20 protein-coding genes and 2 pseudogenes are annotated in these 25,370 nt (G+C 39.1%); 10 read left to right on the top strand and 12 right to left on the bottom strand.

The genetic code is table 11. The features are described 5' to 3' along the window. Positions 1–73: 73 nt before the first annotated feature. Genes IT970_RS12810 through IT970_RS12800 form a run of 3 tightly spaced genes read right to left on the bottom strand, consistent with a single transcriptional unit; the run spans position 74 to position 2,360 of the window. A complete protein-coding gene (locus tag IT970_RS12810; RefSeq protein WP_016708232.1) occupies positions 74–973 on the bottom strand; it encodes a cation diffusion facilitator family transporter in 900 nt (299 codons plus the stop codon). Continuing rightward, the gene (locus tag IT970_RS12805) at positions 966–1,694 is read right to left on the bottom strand and encodes a transglutaminase-like domain-containing protein (RefSeq protein ID WP_016708231.1); all 729 of its coding nucleotides are present in this window, start codon (positions 1,692–1,694) and stop codon (positions 966–968) included. The genes IT970_RS12810 and IT970_RS12805 overlap by 8 nt, the downstream gene beginning before the upstream one ends. 12 nt (positions 1,695–1,706) lie before the next feature. After that, entirely contained in the window at positions 1,707–2,360 is a 654-nt protein-coding gene (locus tag IT970_RS12800; RefSeq protein WP_016708230.1) for a cation transporter, read from the bottom strand. Between the two features lie 82 nt (positions 2,361–2,442). On the opposite strand from IT970_RS12800, the gene cadR reads away from it, so the two are divergent. From cadR to IT970_RS12765, 7 genes and pseudogenes are all read left to right on the top strand, one after another. Next, on the top strand, positions 2,443–2,832 hold the full coding sequence (gene cadR / locus IT970_RS12795; RefSeq protein ID WP_016708229.1) for a Cd(II)/Pb(II)-responsive transcriptional regulator: 390 nt from the start codon (positions 2,443–2,445) through the stop codon (positions 2,830–2,832). A 131-nt stretch (positions 2,833–2,963) separates the two neighbouring features. Continuing rightward, positions 2,964–3,587, top strand: a complete 624-nt coding sequence (locus IT970_RS12790; protein WP_016708228.1) for a recombinase family protein — start codon at positions 2,964–2,966, stop codon at positions 3,585–3,587. Continuing rightward, a complete protein-coding gene (locus tag IT970_RS12785; RefSeq protein WP_016708227.1) occupies positions 3,551–5,311 on the top strand; it encodes a KAP family P-loop NTPase fold protein in 1,761 nt (586 codons plus the stop codon). Before IT970_RS12790 ends, IT970_RS12785 begins: the two co-directional genes overlap by 37 nt. Position 5,312: 1 nt before the next feature. Further along, entirely contained in the window at positions 5,313–6,200 is an 888-nt protein-coding gene (locus IT970_RS12780; protein WP_016708226.1) for a hypothetical protein, read from the top strand. Continuing rightward, positions 6,193–7,527, top strand: coding sequence for a Qat anti-phage system QueC-like protein QatC (gene qatC, locus IT970_RS12775; RefSeq protein ID WP_045979592.1), 1,335 nt, complete (start codon positions 6,193–6,195; stop codon positions 7,525–7,527). Before IT970_RS12780 ends, qatC begins: the two co-directional genes overlap by 8 nt. Further along, entirely contained in the window at positions 7,524–8,255 is a 732-nt protein-coding gene (qatD, locus tag IT970_RS12770; protein ID WP_196857396.1) for a Qat anti-phage system TatD family nuclease QatD, read from the top strand. The genes qatC and qatD overlap by 4 nt, the downstream gene beginning before the upstream one ends. A 51-nt stretch (positions 8,256–8,306) precedes the next feature. After that, positions 8,307–8,868, top strand: a pseudogene (locus IT970_RS12765) (manganese efflux pump MntP). A 1-nt stretch (position 8,869) separates the two neighbouring features. On the opposite strand, the gene IT970_RS12760 reads toward IT970_RS12765, so the two are convergent. The 9 genes from IT970_RS12760 to IT970_RS12720 are packed head-to-tail and all read right to left on the bottom strand — an operon-like array spanning position 8,870 to position 20,295. Next, entirely contained in the window at positions 8,870–9,088 is a 219-nt protein-coding gene (locus IT970_RS12760) for a GDCCVxC domain-containing (seleno)protein (RefSeq protein WP_062566147.1), read from the bottom strand. Continuing rightward, the gene (gene merC, locus IT970_RS12755) at positions 9,076–9,465 is read right to left on the bottom strand and encodes an organomercurial transporter MerC (protein ID WP_016708222.1); all 390 of its coding nucleotides are present in this window, start codon (positions 9,463–9,465) and stop codon (positions 9,076–9,078) included. The genes IT970_RS12760 and merC overlap by 13 nt, the downstream gene beginning before the upstream one ends. 60 nt (positions 9,466–9,525) lie before the next feature. Next, on the bottom strand, positions 9,526–9,903 hold the full coding sequence (locus IT970_RS12750; RefSeq protein WP_196857395.1) for a MerR family transcriptional regulator: 378 nt from the start codon (positions 9,901–9,903) through the stop codon (positions 9,526–9,528). A gap of 52 nt (positions 9,904–9,955) precedes the next feature. Then, positions 9,956–11,296 (bottom strand): hypothetical protein, encoded by a 1,341-nt coding sequence (locus IT970_RS12745; protein ID WP_196857394.1) that lies wholly within the window; start codon positions 11,294–11,296, stop codon positions 9,956–9,958. Next, the gene (locus IT970_RS12740) at positions 11,289–13,520 is read right to left on the bottom strand and encodes an AAA family ATPase (RefSeq protein WP_196857393.1); all 2,232 of its coding nucleotides are present in this window, start codon (positions 13,518–13,520) and stop codon (positions 11,289–11,291) included. The genes IT970_RS12745 and IT970_RS12740 overlap by 8 nt, the downstream gene beginning before the upstream one ends. Continuing rightward, positions 13,520–13,963: a hypothetical protein gene (locus IT970_RS12735; protein ID WP_209319008.1), complete on the bottom strand. Its 444-nt coding sequence runs from the start codon at positions 13,961–13,963 to the stop codon at positions 13,520–13,522. The genes IT970_RS12740 and IT970_RS12735 overlap by 1 nt, the downstream gene beginning before the upstream one ends. Positions 13,964–13,966: 3 nt before the next feature. Next, positions 13,967–14,671 (bottom strand): hypothetical protein, encoded by a 705-nt coding sequence (locus IT970_RS12730; RefSeq protein ID WP_138522063.1) that lies wholly within the window; start codon positions 14,669–14,671, stop codon positions 13,967–13,969. Beyond that, positions 14,664–17,033: a hypothetical protein gene (locus IT970_RS12725; protein WP_196857392.1), complete on the bottom strand. Its 2,370-nt coding sequence runs from the start codon at positions 17,031–17,033 to the stop codon at positions 14,664–14,666. The genes IT970_RS12730 and IT970_RS12725 overlap by 8 nt, the downstream gene beginning before the upstream one ends. Then, complete coding sequence (locus IT970_RS12720) at positions 17,017–20,295, bottom strand: hypothetical protein (RefSeq protein WP_196857391.1); 3,279 nt, start codon at positions 20,293–20,295, stop codon at positions 17,017–17,019. The genes IT970_RS12725 and IT970_RS12720 overlap by 17 nt, the downstream gene beginning before the upstream one ends. 111 nt (positions 20,296–20,406) lie before the next feature. Here IT970_RS12720 and IT970_RS12715 point away from each other — a divergent pair. The 3 genes and pseudogenes from IT970_RS12715 to IT970_RS12705 form a co-directional block, all read left to right on the top strand. Then, positions 20,407–20,946 (top strand): annotated as a pseudogene (locus IT970_RS12715) (PhoH family protein); the annotation flags it as partial. 62 nt (positions 20,947–21,008) lie between these two features. After that, positions 21,009–24,449 carry a PAS domain-containing hybrid sensor histidine kinase/response regulator gene (locus IT970_RS12710; RefSeq protein WP_065979679.1) on the top strand — a complete coding sequence of 1,147 codons (3,441 nt, stop codon included), beginning with the start codon at positions 21,009–21,011 and terminating at the stop codon, positions 24,447–24,449. Further along, the gene (locus IT970_RS12705) at positions 24,418–25,335 is read left to right on the top strand and encodes a GGDEF domain-containing response regulator (RefSeq protein ID WP_036966017.1); all 918 of its coding nucleotides are present in this window, start codon (positions 24,418–24,420) and stop codon (positions 25,333–25,335) included. The genes IT970_RS12710 and IT970_RS12705 overlap by 32 nt, the downstream gene beginning before the upstream one ends. The last annotated feature ends 35 nt before the right edge of the window (positions 25,336–25,370 follow it).

The raw sequence follows: 25,370 nt of genomic DNA, 5'->3' as shown, positions 1-25,370 counted from the left end.
TGTATGCAGGGAATTGTTTAATATTCATTTCGTTTCAACTATCTCTTAGTTATGCCAATGTTAACACTATCGTTTAGCTTGCGTCACGACATTGCTCGTCTATGAACTCTATTTCAATTGTTGTATGAGCAAAATCAAACTCTTTAAGCTCCTGTCGCAACTCTAGCTTGTACGATTTCAGCTCTTCGTTAGATATTTCAGTGTTTAAAACAATATGGGCGGTTAAAACGTTGTGTTCACCATCAAGTGACCAGATGTGTAAGTGATGTACTTCACCCACAATGGCTTTAGAAACTATTTTCGATTTAATATTTTCAATAAGATCAATATCTGGTGTCGCTTGCAAGAAGAGCATAAGTGTCGTTTTCAGTGTTCTTACAACATTAAATAAAATAAAAAGGGTAAACCCAATTGATAAAATAGGATCGAGTATGGGCCATTCAACAAACATCAATACGATTGATACAATAAATATAGCTATCCAACCTAAAACGTCTTCAAGCAAGTGCCAGTTTAAAACTCGTTCATTTAAGGTCTTTCCATGACTTAGCTTATAGGCAGCGTAACCGTTTACCACCATGCCAAAAATAGCTAATAAAAGCATTCCTTCGACTTGAGGCATTTCGGGGTTAGCTAATCTTGGTATGGCCTCAATTAGTATAAAAACAGAACCAACAGTTAATACCAAACCGTTAATCAATGCGCCAAGCAATGAAAAGCGCTTGTAACCATATGAAAACTGGCTAGAGGCAGGCTTGTTACTGAGCTTATTTAATCCCCATGCGGTGCCTATGGAGATGCTATCTCCTAAATCATGGATAGCATCTGCCATGATTGCCGTACTATTGGTTAACCAACCTCCGATAAATTCGATGATGGTAAACGTGAGGTTTAGAAAAAAAGCCCAGCCAATGCGTCTCGAAGCGTCCTCATCATTGTGAGGGTGATCATGACCGTGAGAGTGGTTATGCATGTTGAGCCTCGGCGGTTACATTTTTTCTTCTAAGCCTTTGTACATTCCAATTAATGATATGACGGATAAAGTTTTGGTACGCCCAACGTTTAATACCCGTTAGATTGGTTCCCTGCTCAGCATAGAATTCATCGGGTGAGTCATAAAAGCCAAAGTCGTCGTGTATGCCTTCTTTTTGAATATAAGTATCTTTACCAACCCAGTTCGTCTCTGGGTTACTTATGCAGGTAGTAGCTATTCCATAACCACAAAAATTATCTTTAGCTTGACTGAATTTGGATTGAATTGAACTTAGGTAAGCTTCGTCGAGAATGAAGCCTTCTAAATTGATCCACTTACCTTCATAGAGCACTTCTACCCAGCTATGGATAATGGATTTTGGGGCAAGCCAAAATACATAAGAAGGAATAGCGCCTTTCTGAAGTTGTTGGTCAATCGTGAAACCATGAAATCGGCACTGAATACCAAGCGCTCGGAATAGAGCCATTAACAAGTTTCCCTTGGTATTGCACTGTCCATAGCCATCCGCTAAAACTTCACTCGCAGATATATCATCGCTGCGGTTGTAACCAAACTGAATCTCATCTTTAACAAAGGTGTAAGCAGCTCCTATTGTGTTGTATTCATCCATTGTATTCCAATTCCGATCTGCTATTAGAGATTGGATGCTGTGATCATCTAAGTCTAATATTTGTGTTTTCTCTAAATAATTAGCACTCATTATCCATCTCCTTTAAGAACATGATTTTGATTTACTTCCACTACAGCTATTGTTTTCGCTTGTTAACTCTGCGTTGCTCAGCTCTTTCTTCGCATCAGTAATAATCAGGTAAGCCCCTCTTAAAATTAGGGTTGCAATCACACTACCAATCACAATGTCAGGCCAGCGAGAATCAAGTAGCATCACTAAAACACCAGCAGCAATGACCCCCAAGTTTGCGATCACATCGTTGGCTGAAAATATCCAGCTTGCACGCATATGGACTTCACCATTGCTTTGCATTCTGATTAAAACTAAACAAATGACGTTTGCTATTAATGCTACAAAACCAAAGCCGATCATGAACCAAGAGTGAGGCTCACCTTCTCCGAGTCTTCTTACTATGTCAAAGATTACCAGTATTCCGAGTGTCAGCTGAAAGTAACCGCTGATAAGGGCTGCATTGGCTTTATGCTTTAAAGATCGGCTCACGGCATATAGAGCAATACCATAGACAATTGCGTCAGCCAGCATATCCATTGAATCTGCTATCAAAGCCGTTGAGTTTGCATATAGGCCCACAGTAATCTCAACGCAGAACATAACCGCATTAATACCTAGCAACCAATACAGCACATGTTTTTGTTTCGCATCTTTTAGTTCGACTTCGCAACCACAACCACTCATTGCACGGCCTTAGTTATTTGCTTGATAACTTAACTATAAAGTCTATAGTGACTATAGAGTCAAGATTTAGGACTAAAGTTTTATGAAGATAGGTGAACTTTCAAAAACGACAGGGTGTTCGATACAAACAATTCGGTATTACGAGAAAGAAGGGTTGCTTTCAACTCCTGAACGTACTGAAGGGAATTACAGGTTATACGGTGAACGGGCTTTAAAAGAATTAGAGTTTATAAAGCATTGCCGAAGTTTGGATATCCCTCTAACAGATGTTAAACGCCTTATGGAACTGAAAAATAAGCCAGAAGAAAGCTGTGCAAGTGTTAATAAGCTCATTGCTCAACAATTGGCCTTAGTTAACAATCGAATGAGAGAACTCAAAGCACTAAAAGCTGAGCTTCAACAAATGGCAAGTTTGTGTACAACTGAAAACACCATTGAAGCGTGTGGAATAATTAAGTCACTTGATAGTTAGAATTGTCATTCATTTTCTATCCGTGTTGTGTACGAATAACTATATTTTATTACGTTCATGTACGAAATTTATTTAATGTACTTTCGTTCACTTGATTGTTAAGATGTACGAAAGTTACAGGTTTCGTACATATGAAAGTTGGTTTTGCAAGAGTCTCAACTAAAGAGCAAGATTTAAATATTCAACTGTCCAAGTTGGACGCTCATGGCTGTGAAAAAATATTTCAAGGAAAACAGTCAGGTGCTTCCATTAGAAATGAAGAAAAGCTAAAGGAACTCATCGATTTTATCAGGGAGGGTGATGAGGTAATTGTTACTCGCCTTGATCGGCTAGGCCGATCATTAAAGTCTATTCTTGAGGCTATTGAAAGTATCCACAAAAAGGGGGCTTGTTTAAATATTATCGACGGCTCTCTCAATACTAAAAATGATAATCCGTTTGCCACCGCCATGATCAACCTATGTGGAGTATTCGCTCAACTTGAGCGGGATCTTATAAAAGCCAGAACCGCAGAAGGTCGCGAAGAAGCGAAGGCTAAAGGCAAACATATGGGTAGGTTGCCTGCTTTATCAGACAAACAAGCGAAAGAATTATATAAAGATAAATTAAATGGTGAATCGATCTCTGCATTAGCGAAGAAATATTCTGTTAGCCGCCCGACGGTTCATCGAACTATTGAAAGAATGGAACAAAAAAATAATAAACAAAAGGAGATGTTATGTGGTCTGATAAAGAGTCAAAAATTGACTTCTTAAACTTTAATGAAACGGCTGAGTCGATTAAAGATCTTATCACTGAAAAGGAATTAATGCCTATTAGTATAGGTGTCTTTGGTGATTGGGGCGCTGGAAAATCCACGATTCTTGAACTTACCAAAGCATCTTTGGAAACTGATGAACAAGAATATATCCAAGTGCATTTCGATGCATGGACTTTCCAAGGATACGATGACGCTAAAGCAGCGCTATTAGAAACAATTGCATCTACTTTAGTAAAAAAAGCAGCAGACGATAAAAATCTAAGTGCAAAAGCAATAGAGTTTGCTGGACGAATAGATAAGATCAGACTGATGGGACTGCTAATGAATGGTGGTGCAGCATTAGCTGGTATACCGACTATGGGTGGTATACAGAAGATCATGGGACTATTCAGTGGTGGTGACGATGGTGAACTTGATGTTGATGATGTAAAAGGTGCTGTCGATGGCGCTAAGGATGTTGCGAAGAAAAACAAAGGTTTGATCAAAGATAAGAAATCATTCTCACCTCCTAAAGAAATTAAAGAATTCCGAAAAGCATATTCTGATCTGTTAAAGGAGTTTGATAAGCCACTTATTGTCTATGTCGATAATTTAGATCGCTGCTCTCCATTTAATGCCATTTCAACACTTGAGGCGATCAGATTATTTCTATTTTTACCAAATACCGCATTTGTCATTGCCGCCGATGAAGACATGATCCGTTTGGCAGTACCTGAATATCACAAAGGTGCATCTCAACGACATCAAACTGATTATTTAGACAAGCTTATTCAAATTCCTGTGCATGTACCAAGGCCCGGTGTTCTTGAGATAAGGGCATATTTAATGATGCTCACCGCTCAAGACCACGGAGTGACAGATGCTCAGTTAGAAGCGATAAGATGTGCCCTTGAAGAATCATTAAGGCTTTCTTGGAAACAACCACAAATTACCGTTGATGAGCTTCTTCAGGATCACGATATCGAAAAGCATTCAGGACTCAGAAGCAAATTTGTAGTTGCTGAACAGTTAGCTCCACTATTAGCTGAATCCACAAACATTAACGGTAACCCTCGCATAGTTAAGCGATTACTCAATCAAGTTAAGATGAGAAAGAAAACGGCTCACCGTCGAGGAATGCAGCTTGACGAGAAAACTATCACTAAGCTGGTAATTTTTGAGAGGTGCTTAGGCACTCAGGCTACTAACAAGCTTTATGAATTAATTGATAAGGAAAACGGATATCCAAAAGTTTTAGCGGATCTCGAAAATTCAGAAGTTGAATTTGATGAAATAAAGTTACCTGAAGAGTGGAAACTCGACCTAGCTTTTATTGATAAATGGTCAAAATTACCTCCAATGTTTACTGAGATGGATTTGACCCCAGCGGCATACCTTAGCCGAGAAAGCATTCCAATGGGTGCTGTTAATGCGGTAATGTCGGGAGCTGCTCAAAAACTTGTAGAAGAATTAATGAAGCAAAAGGTAAGGGTCAGTGGCGTTAACTCTACTGCGATTACCACAACTCCGAAGGAAGAGTACATGTCAGTCATGGATGGTTTGATTGAAAACTTTAAGTTGATTGGTGATTGGACCGAAAAACCAACAGGCATCTATGGAGCCGTGTTACTTGCCAAGCAGGATGATAAATGTTGCTTAAGTCTTCTTACATTCTTAAAAAGCTTGCCTCGTCAAAGGTGGCTCAATCCAATCTTAAAAGAACTAGAGGGAATTAAGTAATATGGGTACGTCCGCATCGTCTACAGGACCGAATAACAAGAGTCCGCTAATTCCATCTTGGGCAGAGCAAGGAGATCCCGTCACAATAGAGCCTGCATCAGGTACTGATGGGGATGATCAAACTGGTTCTGATAACAATCAATCTGATGATCAGAATGACCATACCAACGATATTGACAATGACAAGGTTCAACAAGAAATCGGTGGTTCGCCAACAGCAACGCCACCTCCAAATAGGTTTGCCAGCGCCAGAAGAGCATTTGGTAAATATGCACAAACAGGTGGCTCAACCTCAGATCTAAGGCGTTCATTAAAAAGTTACTCTAGAAAAGGCTCTGGCGGAGGTAAAAGCACAAGCCGGAGACTAGCAAGCGGTATAACGGCTGGTTCTGGATTGCTTGGTGTCATGCGTGGCGACACCGTAACGGTTAATAATCAAAGCTTATCATTAGGTGATCTAACTGGGTTATCGACTGACCAAGCAATTGACAAAATTGCTAGTCATTTGGCACCTGATAATGCCGATTCGGATGCTGTAAGAGTTGCGTTGGATTACGCACTAGAAGAAGCACTCCCCGATACAGAAGAATTTGACCCAAACAGTTTTACTGACGAAGTTATTCAAGAAGCCATAGGCTGTTATTTAACAGATCTTATTTTTCAGGATGTGGTTGAAGGCATGGGCAGAGCTTGGTTTCATGTTGAGCCTGCAAGTAAGCATCATCAAATGGAAGTAGAATTAAGGGAATTAATAAAAGTGATCACACAAGAGCAGTTAGACAAAGTAACTAATGGCAACCCTAGTACTATTAGCAAGGAAAATATTACTAAAATTCAAGCTGATGCAATTGCAATGACAGTGGATGAATGGGAGAGTTTTGATGACTAATTTTTATTTTAACCATGACCCAGCTAACTTGCCTGATTTTTCTGAAGACTGTCATCCTGTCCAAATGTTTCACACGCATCAAAATGACATCACTAAGCACAGCTTGGTGTCAAAACAACTACTACAAACAGTTCGTGATTTAGGATTGCATGTAGATGCTGATGCAATAGATCTGATAACAATTGCAACCGCCGTTACCGCCGCTGATACATTTGAATTGAGGGATAATGCAGAAAATGCATGGGCTAGAAAAATGCACTTGCATGTTCCTGTTACCGATGAGGATATGTGGAATACTGTTGAGCCTGAACTAAGTTCTTTGCTCAACTTTCTAACGGGCGATCAATGGCAGTTTACTTTTGAAAAAACAACTATGCCGATGCCGACTCCTAAAACAAGTGAGCAAGCGAAAGCAAAAGCAAAATCATTAATTGGACTCAACTCAGTCTGCCTTTTTTCAGGAGGTCTTGATAGCGCCGTTGGTGCAATTGACATTTTAAACGGAGAGTCAGCCTTAAAACCGCTTTTGATTAGTCACGCTTATCGTGGTGATGGCGCAAAACAGGAAGATATTAAGCAATTATTGTCCCCGCCATTCGGCGAATTGTCCTATTCAATGTCTCCTCATATTATCAAGCAGTTAGAAGGTAAAACTGACATTAGCATGAGGGGAAGAAGCTTCAACTTCCTAGCTATGGCGGTACTTGGCATATCAGCCTTAAGAAATGCTAATTGCGATAGCAGTATTGAAACTATTGTCGTCCCTGAGAATGGCTATATTTCTATAAATCCACCGCTTACCAGAAGACGGATTGGTAGCCATAGTACTAGAACTACACATCCTAATTTTCTAAGCAGGCTTGAATCTTTGCTTAGAGACACTGGGTTTCATGTCAAATTTGTAAACCCCTATCAATTCAAAACTAAAGGTGAAATGTTAGCGGAATGTGTTGATCAAGACGCAATTAGAAAAGCTGTTCCTCTGAGTGTTTCATGTAGTCATTGGCACAGAGAGCATAAACAGTGTGGACATTGTGTACCTTGTCTTATTCGAAGAGCGTCAGTTTTTCATGCTGGTTTTACACAAGATGCGCCATACAAGACAAAGAGGTTGAAAGGGCTTATGAAAGAAAAAGATACGCGTGATGATCTTCAAGCGGTTCAAACAGCCATTATTAGATTGAAACAATCCGATAACTATCGTTCTTGGCTTCGAAAGTCAGGACCAATACCACAAGAAAAAGATATACGAGAAAAATTAGAATCAACTATTAAGCGAGGATTGGCAGAGGTTGAATTATTTCTCCAAGCGGATAAATCATCATGATGGATCTTCATTGCCATGTTGATTTATATCCAGATTATCAAGAGGTATTGAACGACATAAAAAGCAGTAATTATTACGTGCTATCAGTAACTACGGTGCCGTCAGCTTTTGAAGGTACTGTCCAGTTAACAAGTGACATAAAACACTGTAAAACGGCTTTGGGTCTGCACCCTCAACTTGCTCATTTAAGGAAAAATGAACTACCTCTATTCGATAAGCTAGTTGATAGAACTAGATATATTGGAGAAATTGGGCTGGATGGCTCAAAAGGTTATGCTGATTACTTTGATGATCAATTAGAGGTTTTTACGCATGTTTTGAAAAAATGTGAAGGCTTTGATAACAAAATATTAACTATCCATAGTCTTAATGCGACAGGTGAAGTACTTGAACAACTTAAGTTATACCCCGATGCTGGTACTTCTATTCTTCATTGGTTTTTAGGTACTAAGAAGCAAGTTCTAGAAGCCGTCGAGCTAGGCTGTTTCTTTTCTATTGGGCCAGCCATGCTTACTTCAGCCAGAGCTAAAAAAGTAATATCGTGGATACCTCAAGATAGGATTTTACTCGAAACTGATGGCCCTTTCGCCAAAGTGGCAGGGAATATTCTGTTTCCTTCAAGTGTTGGCACTGTTACTGAATATCTGGCTGAAATTTGGTGTAAAAATAAGGCTTCGATAATTGAGCAACTGTCAGCAAACCTTAGGTGTTTAACATCAGTCAAGTAACTAATTATACGTCACGTAATCTTATAACAATTTTATTCAGGTTTAATCGATTTGTTTGAAGTATTTGTATTAGCTATAGCACTCAGTATGGACGTGTTTGCAGTATCCATAGGCTTAGGTTCTAAAAAAGTAGCAAATGCTGAAAAACTCTTTATTAAAGCCGTTGCTTATTTTGGATTTTTCCAAGGCTTTATACCTCTTTTAGGCTATTACAGCGGTAAAGGATGATCATCTTGGATTGAAGATTATGCACCTTGGATAGCTTTTATTTTGCTATTATTTATCGGTGGCAAAAATGATTTATGAGTCCCAATCTGAAGGAATTGAAGAAGATATTGCTAATGTTACTCATCGTGTGCTATTTGTTCTTGCTATTGCCGCCAGTATTGATGCAATGGCGGCAGGTTATGCAATCACATTGCTTGAGGTAGATATAGCCGTAGCTTGCTTGATAATAGGCGTCACGACGTTTGCCTTTAGCTAGATTGGTGTGAATATCGGCGAAAGAAGTGGCGTATGGCTGGAGTCTAAAGCTGAACTATTTGGTGGTTTAGTGTTAATCGCAATCGCATTTAAGATATTACTTGGTTGGCACAGAACCACCGAATACTAGGCTACTTACCTGAGCAACATGCATTGCCTTCTTGAATAGGAGGACACTTAACTGTTCCATAAGAGCAGTAAACGCAACAATCACCTTTGAACGGTTTAAGTAGTGCTTTACAGCTTTCGCATTCGTAATACCATTGGCAAGCGTTTGTAGGCATGGTTTCAACTTTGCTAAATCCACATTCAGGGCAAGTTATCTTAGATTTTAATTCTATACCTTGCATACTGGTTCCTTAATGGGCTTAACAATATCTAAAATAGACATTACGACCATCCAAATGATCCCAAAGTAAAATAAGTAAGTGCTCCAGTCGTATTGCCATAAAGGATAAAGGGTCAGCAATACTGCAATTGGGCCAATGACACTTAAAATGCCTCTTAATGACTCTCGATGTTGATACCAATTATAGAAATTAACTAACAACGCTAGTGAAGCAAATAATGGCAATAAGGTGTTCACCGCTATCCCTTCAAAATGTGAAAGAAAACCTAACCCAAGAGCAGATGCCAATGAGCCGAGCGCAGGAAAACATGCTGTGCAACTAAGGGCGGCTAGCCAAACGCCACCAGAACCTACTTTATCTAGAATTTTATTGATCATAACTATCTACCTCAATTTTTAAGGTAGTATAAACTCCGTACATAAGTACGGGGTCAATAGCTATTTAAGTGAATTTATTACCGGGCAGGATTGAGGGTCTTGATTGGCCTTGCAAGAATCTGTCATATCTTGAATTACTTTCTCTAACCGCTGTAAATCAGCAATTTTATTACGGATGAGATTAAGTTTTTGCAATCCCATCGATTCTATATCAGCGCAACTGCCACTTTGTGACATCAGTGATTCAATTTCTTTCAGCGTAAACCCTAATGCTTTAGCTTTCAGAATAAATTTGAGTTGATTGGCTAGAGCATCGCCATACATTCGGTAACCAGATTCTGGTTTTAAAGGCTGCTCTATCAGACCTTGGCGCTCATAGAAACGGACTGTTTCAACGCTAATGTTAAGTTCTTTAGCAAGTTTACCTATGGTTTTCATTTACAGAACCCTTAAATAATGTGCTGGATGTGTCTAACAAATGCTATTAATTTCATTGTGTTTGTAACTTCGTTTTTAACTTTTCAATTTCTAATAACAGTGCCTGATTCTCTGCATCTTTTTGCTCTGCGCTTTCTATCGCTTTTTGCCTTTCTAGCTCAAGGCGAGTTTTGTCTGATTCTAGTTCGTTAATCTTTAACGACTTTTTAAATGAATCAGTTTCTTGCATCGTTCTTTTTCGGCTCGAAATATAGTCATCTAGAGAGCCAGAGCTTCGGTGGGTCATTTCTCTTTCCATTTGAAGTACAGTAGCCGTTTCATTAACGCTGAACCCTAACTCTTTTGCGGCGTCCAGATGATTATCAAGGCTATCTCCAGCAAATTTATGACGTAAAGAATAAATCGATTTCCCTTTAGGCCAGCCAAGTTCTGTGGTGATTTCACTGAAGATCTTGCTGATATTCTCAGCGGTTAATGGTTGAAAGCTGTTGGGGTCTAAGAACAAATGACCATCGTAGTTACCAGTATCAATGTTGGTGAGAAACTCTTCCAAATCATTCTCAATGAAATTCCTGACAGCGAGCACTGTAGAGAATCTAAAGCTCACTGGCATAGTATTTCCTTGCTTAGCCAGCTTTGGAACAATTGATAAACTATCTTGCTTGTTGAGGAAGAACTCTCTTTCGATGATTTCTTTAGAAAATTGAAGCCTACGATAGCTACTAACCGAAATCGGGCGGCTACCCGTTTCATTCATGATCTGCGCAATTAGCAATAATGACGCTCGCTCATAGCCCTGATATTCATTAACTATGTAATTATTTAGCTCTTCTAATTCATACTCACTTGCGTCTTTTCTGTTTCGGCTTCTGGTATCACAATCTCTGAATAATTCTGGATAAAGTGAATTATTGTTTGGCTTTTCATTTCTAGATACGGCGATTTCTTTCAACAGTAATGATGAGGTTATCTGATATGAAAACTTATTGGCCGGATCAAAACCAAGAATATTTGGGTGATATGTACCTTGCTTTTGTACCCAATGATAAAAGTTATAGATTGGCATCAGAAAATCACTGTTGACCGTTTGCTTGGCAACGTTTTCATTACCTCTGTAGCGTGAATCTGCTGTTGTTTCATTTAAACAGAATGCTCTAAATTCCCTCATACGTGAGTCATTCATTTCGAGCCAGCTTAGTTTATGTTTGCCGGAGTTTAAGAATTTAAATAATCGTCTGATAGCCTTTCGGTAAGTGCGTATAGTTTTGGGATCTCTATCTAGTTCAATGATAAAATCTGTCGGTCCCCAAAGAACCTCTCCGCTTATATCTTGGTAAACATAATGATCTCGACGATCATAGCGTACCTTTGTTTCAGTAATACCGTTACTCATCTGAAACCTCCAGTTCAAGCGGAACACCACAATATCTTTTAGCGCTAAACTCTGTGGCATCAACCGTGTTGACTAATTGACTCTTATTTCCGATAAATAACATCGACTCTTTAGATGCGTTTATACATGTGTAAAGCCATGATTTATCAATCAAATAGAAATTATCCAAAATGACCAAGGAATGACTAAATTGACTCCCCTGAACCTTGTGCGCCGTAATTGCATAACAAAGCGCAATACTTTCAATATCATCTAAAGACAAATCGATACAATCACCGCCAATGTTTATCTTCATCCAGCACTCACGTCCATATGCAACGACAGGCTTTTCGTAAACTTCTACAATGTCTGCTAATGTGCCAACTGGTACATCGACAAATTTATTAGGCTTAGCAAAAATAATAGGCTCACTTGTATAGAATACAGATTCACCACTTTCTAGCTTTGCTACTTTTTTCCGGTCAAAACGAATCCGCTGAACCTGAGAATTTATGTCATCGCACAATTGTGGACTAGAACAAATGATCTTAGGTACATCACTTAACATTGAAGCCAATTCGAACCAAATATTGGTCGTAATGGTACTAAGCATCTCGTGAGATTTATCTTCAGTATGGTAAATACTTAGGCTTTGCTCTTCTGACACGTCAAATGCAGGAATAGCATCAAATACTGATGATGCAGCGCTACCAATTAAAGAGCTATACAGCCGTTGGATATCAGACTGGGACTCGGCAACGTTCACTTCAATTAACTCTGTTAGGGCTTCACCTTTTAATTCAACAGCCTGTTTGAAAAACGATCCCGGACCTATAGGCGGTAATTTAAACTTGTCACCAATGAAACAAATGTGAGCGTTAAGAGGTATAAGCTTTAATAGTTTATACAAGGTTAATATATCAACTGAATTTGAATTTTCTATCAGTATTAGTGCCCCAGACAATGCGCCTTTTAGGTTTCGCTTTTTTGCCTGTGAAATGAAGCGATTAATAGATTCTCCCTTTAAATTAGGCTGTATATTGTCTTCATTACGAACAACTGAATTAACTTTCCAAACGTTAATAGCATTATTAAGGCATACATCAATGATGATCTGGGAAAGCAAAGACTTTCCTGTTCCAGCTTCCCCGACAATAAAAGAAACAGGCTGATTAAAGGCATTACCTAATGCCTGTAACTGGGGAGGATTTAGCTCAATATTATTGTTTTCTAGTACTGATAACGTTTCGTCAAACGCCAATGAATTTGTATCAAATAGCAGCTTTGTCATAGATAAACGCTTGTGAAGCAATGTGTTAATTGCCTTCTCAATCGCCTGATGACCTAAGATTTGTATAGTGTCATTTTGTTCGTTGAAGCAAAGCGTTTGAAAAGCGCTTTCTTCAATTTCATTTATATCAAATACAATACCAGCCTTATTCAGCTCAGCTTTGACTTCATTAGCAGGCAATGCCATATCACCGTTATTACTGAATGACGAATACAGTATTGATTCAATAAACGAAATAGCTCTGCGCTTATCGTTTAATTTGATATCAAAATTAGCTCTTAATTTTTTGTCTAGTGATTTCCATGTCCGCTTTGCAGCATTTACAGAGGCTATAGGATAGAGCAGATATGGATTCTTTTTTATCAGGCTACTTGCGTCATGTCCTAATAGCTGACGAGTCGTTTCAACATACTCAATTGGTAATTTGTGTCGTCCAAAAAATAGATTTAATTCACTTTCACCAACAGCCTTAGCCCAACCATCACAAAGATTTTGAGCCATAACTGGTGAGATTTTTAGCTTTTTACAGTTAGATAACTTTTTAGCTGAGTAACTTTGTAAAACTGCAAATAAACTTTCACCAAAAGCGACCTTAAGTTTCTTGGTCCAATAGCTATTTATACCGACAAAATGAGCGTTGTAGATAAGAAAATCACAAAGAACATCTGTTGAAATTTCTGCGTTGGGGTGCAGCTTTAAAGCCTCATCAACAATGAACTGTGAGCCATATTCTTTATCAAAGAAATAATCACCAGTAGCTTTCCAGATTTCTCCCGTTTGTGGGATTGAGGTGATCGCGCCGAATTCAGCCTTAACGACTATTTTCTCACGGGCAACCTTTAATAGAAAAATAGATGAGATACCACGTTTATCTTGTGTATGGTGCCGAACTAAAGTGACTACGCCTGTTAATTGCTTAACATCTTCGTGAAACGATATATTGCTTATTTGCATCACACGTCACCATCATCCAAGTAAAGCTTTGGAATATATCGCCCTGTTGCCAACAAAAACTCTTCTGAAGCCAGATCTAATTGAATAGAGTTAAGCTGTGTTTCTAAAGCCTTAACTTTCAATTCAAGCTCACTATTGGAAGCTGTGTTTTCTAAATCTTCTTTTGCTGAACTTTCTTCTTCAACATCTTCAGGCAACTCAATCTCAAGTCCTTTTTGTTCTCGTACTAGCTTTTCTATTGGGCCATCAGGATCAAATAACTTTTGTAGATCTTCATTCGTATCAAGCGTTGATTTAGGCACATTATGCATTTTGAAAATTTGAGTCTTGTTAACCCGACCTTGATACAAAGGGATAATAGGCGAAGTATTTACCCAATCTGCTATCTTTTTAGCATTCTGTTTACCGATATCCTGAGAAGATTTTCTGCGCTTATTCACCATGATTTACTTCCCCGGAAAATCAATAATAGAGGTGTTCTCGTCAGCATTGTCGTAGTCGATACCATGTTCGTCTAAAAGCTTTTTCAGCTTTGCATTTTCGATGCTGAGCTGCTTGCTCTTTAGCTCAGACTGCTTAAGTTGTTTTTTCTTGAGATCAAGCTGTGATTTTATAGACAAGCGGACACTTTCAATCTGGTTTTCTAACGTGCTGTTTTCTTCTTCCAAGTGTTTGTTTGTCACCCGAAGTTCAATTAATTCATACGCTAATCCCTGATGATTAGCTTCAGATATTTTTAGCTCTTCCTCTAGCTCTTGCAGAGCATTCTTTTCTTTAGTGCTGCTTTGAAGCTTCGCCTTAAACTTCAGTCTTTCCCAAATGTTTAGTTTATTTTTATCGCCATAGATTCTTAGCTTTAAGCTCGTTGGTATTGCATCCAGAGACTTTGCAGATGTTGTATATGGCGGAATATCATATTGCTTAACAACCTCCTTACTGTTTTGTTTACCGTTCCACTTTCTAAGTCCTGTAGGGCTGGTAGGGAAGAATTCAAAGACATATTTTCCTTTGTCATCAACCTGCTTGTTACCATTAACCAATACAAAGGGAATACCTTCGTTTGCCCATTTTTCAAGTATTTCTATTTTTTTTTCAATGCGCTCAAAAGCCTCAATTTGTTGAGGATCTCGGTTTTGATTTGTCTTAGCCATTAGGTTGTCCCCCATTGAAAATACTCTTACTTCTTTCCATTGTGCGTTCATGGCTCTCAATTAAAATCTCTAAATTGACGCTTTGTTCCTTAGCTCGCATACGTTCAATGGGGAGTGTCAAATAATCAGCTTGTACTGCCTTTAGTGCGATTAAGTCTTCTTTCATGATATTAAGCTGGGTTCGTTTTACTTCTTGGTATGCACAACCCTTACATACAGATGGTTCACAAGGTGCTTTATGCTTTTTAGCTTCTCCCTCTTTTTTATGGCAAGTAGCATGGGGTTTAGGCTTGTGTTTATGACCCCTAGCATCAAGCACTTGAGCCATTTCATTACTTTTTTCTTCGTCAGGTAATTCGCTAAAGTCTTTACCATACTTGTCTTTGGTATAGTTGTTAAACCTGACACTCTTTTGTAAAACGCGGTAAACCTTTTTCAAATAAGAAGTATATTTACCTGCCATTTCTTCGGTGCCCATAAGTAAAGCCAGAATGTCTTTTGCCGTTGTTTCAACACCAACTTCAGCAATGATTTTATCTAGAGCCTTATTTTCTTCTTTTATCGCAATGGTTGATTCAGCTCTCTCATTTCGAGTCAGCTTGGTTTTATGATGAAGTTGCTCATGCGTTTCTCTAGCAGCAGGCTCCGTCACATAAACAGTTGTTTCTTCGGGATCTACATGTCCTAGCTGGTGACATAATGCTAGTAAGTCTGCGTTTTTATACTGATAATGGTAAATAACAGCGTAGATACGTCTGAATGGGTGGCTTTTCATATCCACTTCTGCATCCCCTAGCATCATTTTTAAGAAGGCGTTGCCAGTGATCTTTGAATCTTTCCCCTTATTAAAGTGATATTTATAGTGTTTGAAGTTACCTTGTTCATCAATTCGAAAAGTAGGCACATTAAATAAGCCGTTAACACCAACAGCTCCCCATGCTTTTTTCAATTTGATTAAACATTGAATTGCTTTAGTGCTACCGTTATTAGTTGTGTACCAACGGCGCTCACCATTTTTTTCGTTATAAAAGCATGCCTGATACCAATTGAATTTTTTATCTTTGCAGCGGAAGAACTCTTCTGTAATACCAATAAGAGGGTGCTGGATTTCTGCTTGTCTTCTTGCATTATAAGTTTGCAATATGACATAACAAGCGGTCATCAATAACGTTATTACTTCAGTTACAGAGAATGCCTCAGAGTCTTTATCTGAAGCAGTTAAACTCGATTTGTGAATTTCTATGTCTAGCAGCTTTTCTAGTTCTTTAACCTTTTTCGAACTAACTAAAAATTCTGGAAATCTACTTTCAGTCAGTGTTCGAGGACGAAGCCCTTCATCAATATATTGATTTTTTAAGTTGGTAATCTCATTTACCAAAGAGATTATTTTTGATGAGTATTCATATACCCAAAGATGCGATCCGCCCAATAGATCAACTACATGCTCTAAATCCAAATTTTTTGTGCGACCAGCAACTTTACCTAGTTTTTTAGAAAGCTGGTTGGGGTTAGGAAAAGGAATAAACTGCATCCGATCTTCGTTATCTAGTTTTGCAAACCTATTCCAAGTACCAAACCAGTTATTTAAAGATTTAACCGCTGGTTGAGATGGCGCAGATGCTCCTTTGGATGCTAAACGAGCACCGACTTTAATTCCCTTTGATTTTAGGTGTTCAGTTACCTTTTGGTAAACACTAGTTGGAACTTGATTTTCAAGACTGACTGCCCCGATACATTGGGCAATCTTAGGTACTCTTATACTAGTTACTTTAGAGTTTTCGGTATTACCGTCTTTGATTAAAAATGGCTCTAATTCGTCATTCTCGATTAACAAATCGACAAATGAATTAACTCGTTCATGCAAGGCCAGTGTTGCTGGGATACCGCCTTCTTTGAGCGTTACTTTCATCTTATCGATTTGCTTTTGATTTACTCCATTTAGTACGAGATGACCATGTAAGCACATATATTCAATGAATTGCGCTGCAACGTTAACTTGCGACATTACCCCTGTTTTTACAAATGTCGGCGTATGTTTAGCTCTGTTTGCATAGATATCGATGATTTCAACAAGTGCCTTGGCATAGTCAGGGTAAACCAAAATAGGCACTGGGTGCTGCCACCCCGCAGCACCGGGAACCCATATATCACGTAGATCTATAGAGCCTTTTTGCAATATCGTTTCATTGGCTTTCGCGCCAGTGATCTTTGCATGATAATGTAAAACAGTACCTACAATAGCGAGCTTTTCATCTGTAACTTGCAACAGTTTTGCATTTTCTAAAAGCAGGTCGTCATGCTCTTCCAATATATCTTCCGGCTTTATGTCTTCTAAGAACTGGTACTTAAGATTGCTGTTCATTTTCTAATCTCCCTTTAGCTTCTTTGAACATTAGAGGATTGGATAACTCTACATACTTCACTAAACCAAATGTAAATCGCATATCAGGTGCAATATATTCATCAAAATATTCTCTACCATGCTTTGCCAACAGCACCTCACCGCGTGCTATGTAATAAGCCTGATGTCGCAAGGTTCGTACAAATTCATCAACACCCAGTTCAACGCGATTAAACTCGCAGCCTTCCCCTGAATGGCACTTTCGACCTTTACAAATGCTATCTTGCTTAGATTTATCAACAGCAGCGAAGATATCTGTGCAAGATGAACCGTCTGCTAAAATGAACCAATCTGGCAATTCTTCTTTATGATCCGCTGGTGCTACGATCAAATCCTCGTCAATGTTGCTACGATCTAAGCCGTATTTCTCTATAGATGCTTCTTTATGTCTAAACTGAACGGTTGTCTCAAATTTTCGCTGAAAGTCAGCATTGTTGGCTTCATATTCAATCACGGCGATAGGGTGCGTTAGATAAGCAGAAGTGACTCTACTGCTTGCATGATTCCGTTCTCGTTGTGAATTAACCAAGCTACCGTCGATACCTTTTCTAAGGTTCATTTGATGTTTGGCTAATAACTCCATCCGAAAATATGGAAGGGTGTAGTGATCACGTAGCCTGTCTATAATAGCTGCCGATAGGAAATTTAGTTTTGTCGAACCCGGAGTATCCCAAATACTATCTGGTTGAAAGTCCATTCGTATCATGTTGTCATGGTGTTGAATAAGAAAGCTGATCACCTCACGAATTTCTTTTTCATGTGGCTCAATCGTAACGGGCGTAGTCTCTTTACCTACTTTTTCTTTGAAGCCAGCAAGTACAAAAGGTCCTTCTGGCATTTGCTCTGGCAAATTTGCACGAGTCAATGTAGCTATTACATCTTTATTCCAAGTGGTTCTAATAACTAATCTGATAAAGCACACAAGAAGAATGTTTTTTGGTAAAAATATGCCTGACCAAAAAAAATCTCTCATACCTGTACTTGAGTTAGGAAACCAGTGTTTCACATGAGTTGGGATTAATTCAGATTTTTGAGAGCAGTAAGTTGAGCCTGATATGCCAATGGATAGTTGATGTCGAAGGTAAGCCCCCATCACAACTTCATTTGTAAATTCTTTTCGGATGGAACTCGCTTGTGACTTTAGAATTCCTCTACCTTCGTCAACTTGATTGTTTTTAACTAAAGCAAGAACTTCTTCTGGGATATCTTTGATGTAAACCCCATTTTCGTCTTTTTTCGTGTAATCGTTAAAAGTAGGTACAAGCTGTTTATAGCATTCAACTTCTTTCTTACACGCATTTAGTATCTGGTTAATTGGCTTTTCAAAGTACTCTTGTACATTTTTTCTTAACTCTGACAGCGATTGTTGTTGGTTTAAAATAGGGCTGGATAAAACATCGCCATTCTCATCTACAGGCTCAATTAGCTTTTGAGTATTCATTTCGTCAGAAGCACTAAACCGAGAATTAAAACCACAGTTTTTTATATCAATCAAGCCGTTGATTTTACCAGCATGATTACTTAAGAATGTACGTAGACCTTGGCTTCTAGGTGCCTTTAATTGTATATCTTGCTCATCGATGATGTCTTCAAGTTGAGCAAAACCTAACCTGAAATCTCGCTGCTCTAATTCAGACAATGGGCTGGTAAGGATATGCTTGAGTTGTGCCGACTCTAATGATGTATCTACGACATAGCCCAAAGTTCGCTCTATATCAGATAACGATGGGGCAGGCATTGGCGTGGTCGCTGTGTGAGTTTGTAGGTTGTTCAATGCTGTAACCAGAACGCTATTTGGCTTTAACAATGGCGCTAATTTAGTAAGGTTAAACTTTACGGTGACATCATACTTTTTACCGTTAGCTTTGGAATAACCTTTAAAAGCCATAGTGTTAATTTTTTCTTTTGGATTAATGGTTGAATCAATCTTAAAATCTTTTAGTAACCTCCCGTTTTGAGTTGGACTATCGCATAGGTTCAGAAAGTCACGAATGAGTTGCAGCTTTTCTTGCTTCTTATTTGGGAAATGTTCGGTGATTAATAACTCTAGATCTATTAAGCCCTTGGAAACATTATAAGTAATCAAGTCTTCGGGCTTTTTAGCAAATAGTAATCTCGCATCACTGTATCCTCCTTGCTGAAGCAGCATCAAGATTTCTATTAGATCAGTTACGTTGCCCGTATCGGCAGCGCTGGTTTCTGATATTTTTTCGAGCTGATTAAAACAATTCTCGCCTACACCTTCCAACGGCAGGATGGATGATAGTTGGAATGAATCAACAATGTGCTCATAGTTTTCACATTGTATTTTGAACAGTGGCTTAAACTTTAACTGACCTGAGCTGTTGAAGTTGGTTTTGAAGAGATCTTTCGCTTTATTTAGCTCAGGAGCCGTTAGTCCATGATCAAAGAGCTTCTGTCTAAACAGTGTACTTAGCTGATTCAACTTTCTATTTGGCAACGCCCTTTGTAAGTCTTTCTCAAAATCGATTAGCGCATCGATAATTGAATTTAGCGTTAATTGGTTTAATGGGCTGTTGAGTAGTATTTTTATCTGAGAATTTTCAGGCCACATGTCAATTTCGCGTAACAATTTTTTAAAGCCAGCAATGACGGAGTATTCAAAGGGTTGTACTTTTGAAGCGTCTTCTAAATTGATCAGAAGATCGTGTAAAACCGAGTCTTTAACAAATAGATTTGGCAAAGTGTCGGGATCAATAACGGTAAACTTAATCTTATTTTTTACATCAATGGTAAAAAGATCGATGTTAGGATTTTTCTTAAAGTCTACATTTGTTGATAAGAGTGTTTCATATGCTAATTCTGTCGCATTAAATCCATTTTCTATGAGGGCACCGAATGAATTGAAAAAATTTCTGACTGCGGTGCTGTAGCTTTTGGCTCTGCTTAAAGGAAAGCTGTTTACTAATGCTAGCTCAACTGACTTGTAACCTTGGATTAGATCTATGATGGTTATAGTCTCTGGTTTACTCACTAATAAATGGATTAATGCTTGGTGCTCTTCTTCGTCAGCATTTATCAGTTGCAGTAACTTTGATATCGCTAATCGTAAATTGTAATGCGCAAGAGATGAGGTTTTTTCGTTTTCATCATCCCACTTTGAGCTGATTAAACAATGTTGTAAAAAGCTGCCTTTTGGGGCTAAGCTTTGGAAAATTGTGTTGTCGATGTTGAGGATGCTTTTATTTTTATAGTTTTTCATAGGGCTGATTTAGGTATACCTTAAAATTTAAATCGACTTTTAGATAAATGAATATAAATCATAGCATTTAATCGGTCGGTCGGTGTGTCTATTTTTAATTTATAATACCTTAAAACTCTACTTGCCCTTGCCAGCGCACTTGAAATGATTATTGAAAAAGGCATTTACGATAAAGTTATCGTAACCCGAAATACCCCCGAAATAGCTGAATCAATAGGCTTTTTACCTGGTACCGAAGAAGAGAAAATGGCCCCTTGGCTTGCTGCCATAACCGATACCCTCGAAGTGTTACACAAAGGCGATGAAAACCCGGTATCTAGTCGCAACTACATTATGGAAAAAGCCAACATGCAGTTTAAGTCGGTTAACTTTATGCGAGGAAGAAGTATTCAAAATGCCGTGGTGATATTAGATGAAAGTCAAAATTTAACCGCCTCTCAATTGAAGACCATAATCACCCGCTGTGGTGAGGGCACGAAGTTAATTTGCTCAGGAAACTTAGCGCAAATCGATAGTAACTATTTAACCCCTGTTACCTCAGGTTTAACCTATATTGTTGAACGATTTAAAAATTTTGAAGGAAGTGCAACCGTTAACTTGAATGGTGTTGTTCGTAGTCGCTTGGCAAGCTTCGCTGAAGAAAATTTATAACTTGCCAGTGAATCTTTGCCTCGTTAATCTAGGTGTTACCGAGGCAAGGTACTTAAAATCGAGTGAATTTTTTACCACTAAAGCATTATTATCGTTCTCTGGCCGTGGCGCTTATTGTGCCATTGCTGGTGGCGTTTATTCTGTGTTTACACTTATATAATTTAAAGCTAGAACGCTCACAAGAAAGCCGACAAAGTAGTTTTAATAATATCTCTGCTCAGCTTGGTCATGCAATGCATGCGGCTGATGGATTGATTGATACGATGTTTAAGTTGTATGAGCAGCCATTATCATATGACTTTGACCCCAACTGGGCCCGCAATGTAAATCAGTTTGATCACTACTATTATCAACCCATAAAGGGAGGAGTGGGTGAAATTGTGGGGCAAGGTAAATTTGCATCCACTGCCTTTGCTCTTACTCAGTGGCGTCAAGTGCTTGCATTAGGGCCCTCGTTCAACACAACGCTGGCATTGATTCAATCGTTGCAAGGTGTTGCCTATGTTAACGAACAGGGTTTTGTTTATATAAAGCGCCGTTCAACAGCTGAAAGTGAATTGCTGACGAGTGTGTTGGATAATAAATTTCGACCGTCGCGTTTAAATGATAAAGCGCTGGCCTCAAGTGCTGTAATTACTGTTAATGGCCACGCGTACTTTGCAATAGGAAAAAGACGAGCGTTACAAAGCGACGACTACATCATTTTAATTTATGACTTAGAGGCAATCTCTAAGTGGTTAATGAAAATTGCCCCGAGTAACGGCGAGTATATTTTCATTAATCAAGATAACCAAGTAATAGCCAGCTCAAGTAAAATATTAAAAACAGCGATTAATGCAGATGATTATTGGCCCGAAAGTGAGATAAACAAAAACACAAAAAGTCACAGTCACTTAGTGCAACCATCGTCTGATTTACCAATTTATACCCGTTACTTTGAATCTCAAAAAGCACTCAGTGGGCCTGTCCGCTACGACATGTTTATAGAATTTGTGTTCTTAAGTGTTTTTTTAGTCATGATGTTCAGCGCGGTATTTTGGTTGAGTCAGCGCATATTTGTAAAGCCAATGACTCACTTGATGAATTACCTAGAAAAACATGATGAAGGCCAACATACACTGGTAAATTATCGTATTCCTGCTGATTGGCAACCTTGGTTTAGCCGAGTTAAGCGGGTTTTTACCCGTAATGAAGAGCTTGTTCAATCATTGCAAGAGGCGAACAAAGCGCTTGATTCACAAGTGCAAGTTAAATCAAAACAATTGCGCCGCAGTATTGATGCCAAAGAACGTCATTTAGCCTTACTGAACACCATGCTTAATAATGTGCCAGATCTTATTTATTTTAAAAATATTGATGGTTCATTTTTAGGCTGTAACAAGGCGTATGAGAGTTATATCGGTTTACCGCAAGAGAAACTCGTTGGCCAGCAGTTATGTGATATCAGTGACGATAACGGCGAGCTAAGTGAACTTGAGCGACAAGTATTACAAGACCGCCAAGTGTATCAAAAACGTTTAGTAACCAATGATAAAACCTATCATTTGAGTATTGCGCCTTTTTATAACGAGCATCAACAATTATTGGGAACTATGGCGATAGGCCGTGATATTACTGAGCAGCACGCGGCATTAAACGCATTACAAAGCTCTGAAGCCAAATTACGCAGTGCAATGGAGTACGCTGCAAATGGGGTTATATTACTGTCTCTTGATTACCGCGTACTGCAAATGAATAAAGCGGCGCGTAAAATATTTTCACTAGAACGCAGTGACACCTTGAGCAGCCAATATAGGTTGGATGATTTGTTTGGCGAGCAATCACTAGACACGTTAAAAGGTACCTTACTTGAATTGCTTAGCGAAAAGAAAAAAGTGTATCACTTTAGTTTGCCCCAGCAAGAACAAAAATGTTGGCTACAAATTAGTGTTTCATTGGTATGGAATGGTGAAAAAAATCCAGATTACTTTGTTGTCCATGTCCAAGATATCACTGACTTAATACAAGCTAAAAATGACGCCGAGCGTGCCACATTAGCTAAAAGCCGCTTTATTGCCAATTTAAGTCATGAGATACGCACCCCACTTAATGCCGTACTGGGGCTAATAGATGTCATTGCGTTGCAAGGCTTGTCGTTGGAGCAGCGCACACATGCTGAGCAAGCAAAGTCAGCAGCCAACAGCTTATTGTCTTTATTAAACCGTATGCTCGATTTTGCCCGAGCCGAAAGTTCGCAAGTTAAATTAACTAAAGCCCCCTTTAGCCTGTCTGATTTAATTAATTATTGCGAAGGAATCGTCGCGCCACTGTGTAAAACGAAGGGGTTGGAATTCAGCGTTGAGTGCGATGAAAAGATCAATTCTAACCTAAGGGGCGATCAAATCTGTTTACAACAGGTGTTAGGTAATTTACTGACTAATGCCGCTAAATTCACAGAGCAAGGAAGCGTTAAATTAAGTTTAAACTTAGTCGAACAAACCTCTGAACAACAACTAATTTGCTTTGCTGTAAAAGACACCGGTATTGGGATTAGCGATGCGGATCAAAGTCGCTTATTTGATGCCTTTACACAAGGTGATGAGTCACTAACGCGTTCACATCAAGGCGTTGGGCTTGGGCTTGCAATTGTAAAGTACGAAGTGGCGTTAATGGGTGGCGAAATAAAACTAGCAAGTCAACGAGGCAAAGGCAGTGAATTTAGTTTCTGCTTACAGCTAGATAAAACCAGCGAACCGGCGAAAAAGGCGGTTGTATCCCTCCCTTCAAGTGCCGATTTATCGGGTCTATTAGTGTTAGCCGTAGATGACAACCCACTTAATCTAAGCATTATTAAAAGTATTTTAGAGCAAGCCGATATCACCGTTGTGTGTGCAGACAGTGGTGAAAAGGGCATTGAGCTTGCTAATTGTCTCAGACCCGACCTGATCTTTATGGATATTCAAATGCCCCAGATGGATGGCTGCCAAGCTACGCGTATAATTCGCCAGTCATTCACGAAAGAGCAAATGCCGATTTATGCATTAACAGCGCACAGCGAAGCGGCTGACATAGAGCAATCCGTTGCGGCGGGCATGAATAAACACCTCACTAAACCCATTGTTGCCAGTACACTGTTTTTGGCGATGAGTGAGCTTGAAGTACAGAAACAGGCTTTTTTTGACCGTACGTTTGTTCTCACTCAGTTTTCAAATAATACAGAATTAGTATTAACTATGCTGTCAAAGTTTGCGACCATGGCAGCACAACAGCTATTACAAATTTCAACATTAAAGACCACCGATGAGTTGATCAGAGTTGTCCATAATGTGAAAGGGTCGGCCGGTAATCTAGGCTTTAAACGTTTGTCAGCCTGCGCTCAGCAATGTGAGGCTAAGCTTAAAGCACAAGGCGAACTCCCTGAGTTATTAAACGATGAGTTGCAGTGGCAGATTAAACAAGTCATTGCATTTATCATCGAACAAGGATCTACAGATGCTAAAAAGAGCCAAGGTACTGATTGTTGATGACGATCCGTTGAACCGTTTGGTATTAGAAAAAACATTACAGCAAGATTATGATGTTTTTTGTGTTGAAAGTGGTGAAAAGGCACTGACGTTTTTAAAAACACAGTCCGTTGATTTACTGATTCTGGATATTGTTATGCCCGGTATTGATGGGTATGAGGTACTGAGCAAAATAAAAGAAAATACCGTCACAAATATGCTGCCTGTTATTTTTATTTCTGCTAATTCGAGCCATGACGACGAAGCAAAAGGCCTCGAGTTGGGGGCGATGGATTATATAACTAAACCCTTTAGTGCTGCGATTGTTCGTGCGCGTGTGCGTAATCAGTTATTAATCAAACAAAAAAATGACTTGCTCGAAATGTTAGCGTCAATCGATGGCCTGACTGAAATTCCTAATAGACGTTATCTAGATGAAAACCTTGCCCGAGAATGGCGTCGCTGTCGTCGCGATCAAACCCCTTTGTCTGTATTACTTATGGATGTGGATCATTTTAAACGGTTTAATGATTGCTATGGCCATCGAGCGGGTGATGATTGCTTAAAACGAATTGCTCATGCGCTTGTTGGGGCCTGCGAGCGAGGCAGTGACTTTGTGGCGCGCTATGGGGGGGAAGAGTTTGCGGCCGTTTTGCCTAATACAACGGCAACACAAGCAATCGCATTTGCTAATAAATTACGACATGCAGTGAGTAATTTAGGTATTCCCCATACCGCTTCGTTAAATTCGGATCATGTGACAATTAGTATCGGCATTGCGACCACAGAAACAGGCCAAGTATACGCTGAACAAACGCTGCTTGAAGAAGCTGACTTAGGGTTATATCAGGCTAAAGATGGCGGACGTGACCAAGTTGTGTCGCGATTAGTGAATGTGAGTGGGTAAAGAGTAGGCAAGGCCTACTCTGCCATTTTCGGCTA

This window comes from Pseudoalteromonas sp. A41-2 (genome assembly GCF_015767615.1).
In the GTDB taxonomy this organism is placed as follows: domain Bacteria; phylum Pseudomonadota; class Gammaproteobacteria; order Enterobacterales; family Alteromonadaceae; genus Pseudoalteromonas; species Pseudoalteromonas lipolytica.
This window is presented reverse-complemented; position numbering and strand designations above follow the sequence as displayed.